This window comes from Leisingera sp. F5, assembly GCF_001593695.1.
Map to the genome: position 1 here is coordinate 1 of NZ_LUKH01000870.1, position 1,532 is coordinate 1,532.

The following is a 1,532-nucleotide window of genomic DNA, read 5'->3' on the forward strand; positions in this document are numbered from 1 at the left end:
GGGCAGGGCGGGGCGCTCCCGCCTGCTCCGCCACATTCAAAGAATGTGCCTCACAGTTGGGCGTGGCGCCGCGCTTTGCGCGGCGTTTTTCCTTTGCTGAGAAGCGGTTTAAGGTCAGAACTGCCCTAAAACGCGCCGCCACGAGTGTGATAGCCGCCAGCCGCGCCTCAAGGATGGACCGTGCCTGCGGCACGGCGGCTGTTCCGCCCTTGACCCGCGGCTGGCCGCGGGCGTGCCCTAGCTGACGCGGGCGCCTGCCGGGATGGTTGGGGCGCGCGCGTTCAGTTCCTCGATGGAGAAGCCCGCAATGGACTTGTATTTGGCGGCATGGGCGGCCAGTTCCGCCTGCGGAATCACCTCGCTGATGTTCTGGAATTCGCCACCGCAGAGGTCCTCGACCCGCTGCAGCACCCCGTCCGGTCCGCCGCCAGCGCGGTTTGCCAGGCCTACAGCCGTCGTCACTGGGCGCACTTCTGCTTCATAGGCTTGCAGAGCGCCAGCGTTCTCCCGGTGTTTCAGCAACTGTGCGCCGATCACCCGCGCGTCGACGATGGCCTGGCTGGCGCCGTTGGAGCCCACTGGGTAAGTCGGATGCGCGGCGTCGCCCATCAGGGTCACGTTGCCGATCGTCCAGCGCGCCAGCGGATTGCGGTCTACCATCGGGTATTCATAGACCGCCTCCGCCCCGCGGATCAGAGCGGGCACGTCGATCCAATCAAACCGCCAGGCTTCGAAATCGGGCAGGAACTCAGTGATGTCAGCGGGCCGGTTCCAGTCTTCCCGGCGCCAGAGGGCGGAAGGGTCAAAGCGCTTTTCCGCAATCCAGTTCATGGTGACGCGGCCGCCGGCATCCGGCGCCGAGATCGGGTAGGCCACCAGCCGCAGGTGATCGTGACCGATCATTGCCATCGCCGCGCCGCCCTTGAAGGCGGGCGCCCGGGTAGTGGCACGCCACAGGATGCGGCCGTTCCAGATCGGCGCGCCCTCATCGGGCACCATTTGCGCGCGCAGGGCGGAATGGATGCCATCCGCGCCGATCACCAGCGATCCTTCGATCCGCCGCCCGTCTGCCAGCAGCAGCGCGGCATCTTTTGCCGCATTCTCAAACCCTGCCGCCCGTGCGCCGGTTTCAAAACAGTCCGTCCCGGCACGTTCTGCCAGTGCGCGGTAGAGCATCATCTGCAGTTCTCCGCGGTGTACCGAATACTGCGGCCAAGCATAGCCAGCGCGGGTGCCGCGCGGCTCCTCCCAGATCGTTTTGCCGAGTTTGCTGTAAAACCCCAGCCGCCGGGTCGGGACACCAATGGCGTCCAGCTCCGCCTCCAGCCCCAAATCAAACAGCTCCCGCACCGCGTTGGGCTGCAGGTTGATACCAACACCCATCGGTTTCAGCGCGCGCGCGGCCTCATAAATTTGAAAGGGAACCCCGATCTGATGCAAAGTCAGCCCCAGCGTCAGCCCCGCAATGCCGCCGCCTGCGATGAGGATGGGCATAATAAGTACACTCCCTAGTTGCGCGCACAGATAACCAT

The 1,532-nt window shown here is 65.3% G+C and carries 1 protein-coding gene; it reads right to left on the reverse strand.

What is annotated here, in order from left to right; genetic code table 11:
• Positions 1–237: 237 nt before the first annotated feature.
• The gene (locus A2I95_RS36920) at positions 238–1,494 is read right to left on the reverse strand and encodes a flavin-dependent oxidoreductase (protein WP_291737446.1); all 1,257 of its coding nucleotides are present in this window, start codon (positions 1,492–1,494) and stop codon (positions 238–240) included.
• Between the last annotated feature and the right edge of the window lie 38 nt (positions 1,495–1,532).

Coding starts and splice junctions, on each gene's coding strand:
- A2I95_RS36920 (WP_291737446.1), bottom strand. CDS start 1,494: ATGCCCATCCTCATCGCAGGCGGCGGCATTGCGGGGCTGACGCTGGGG.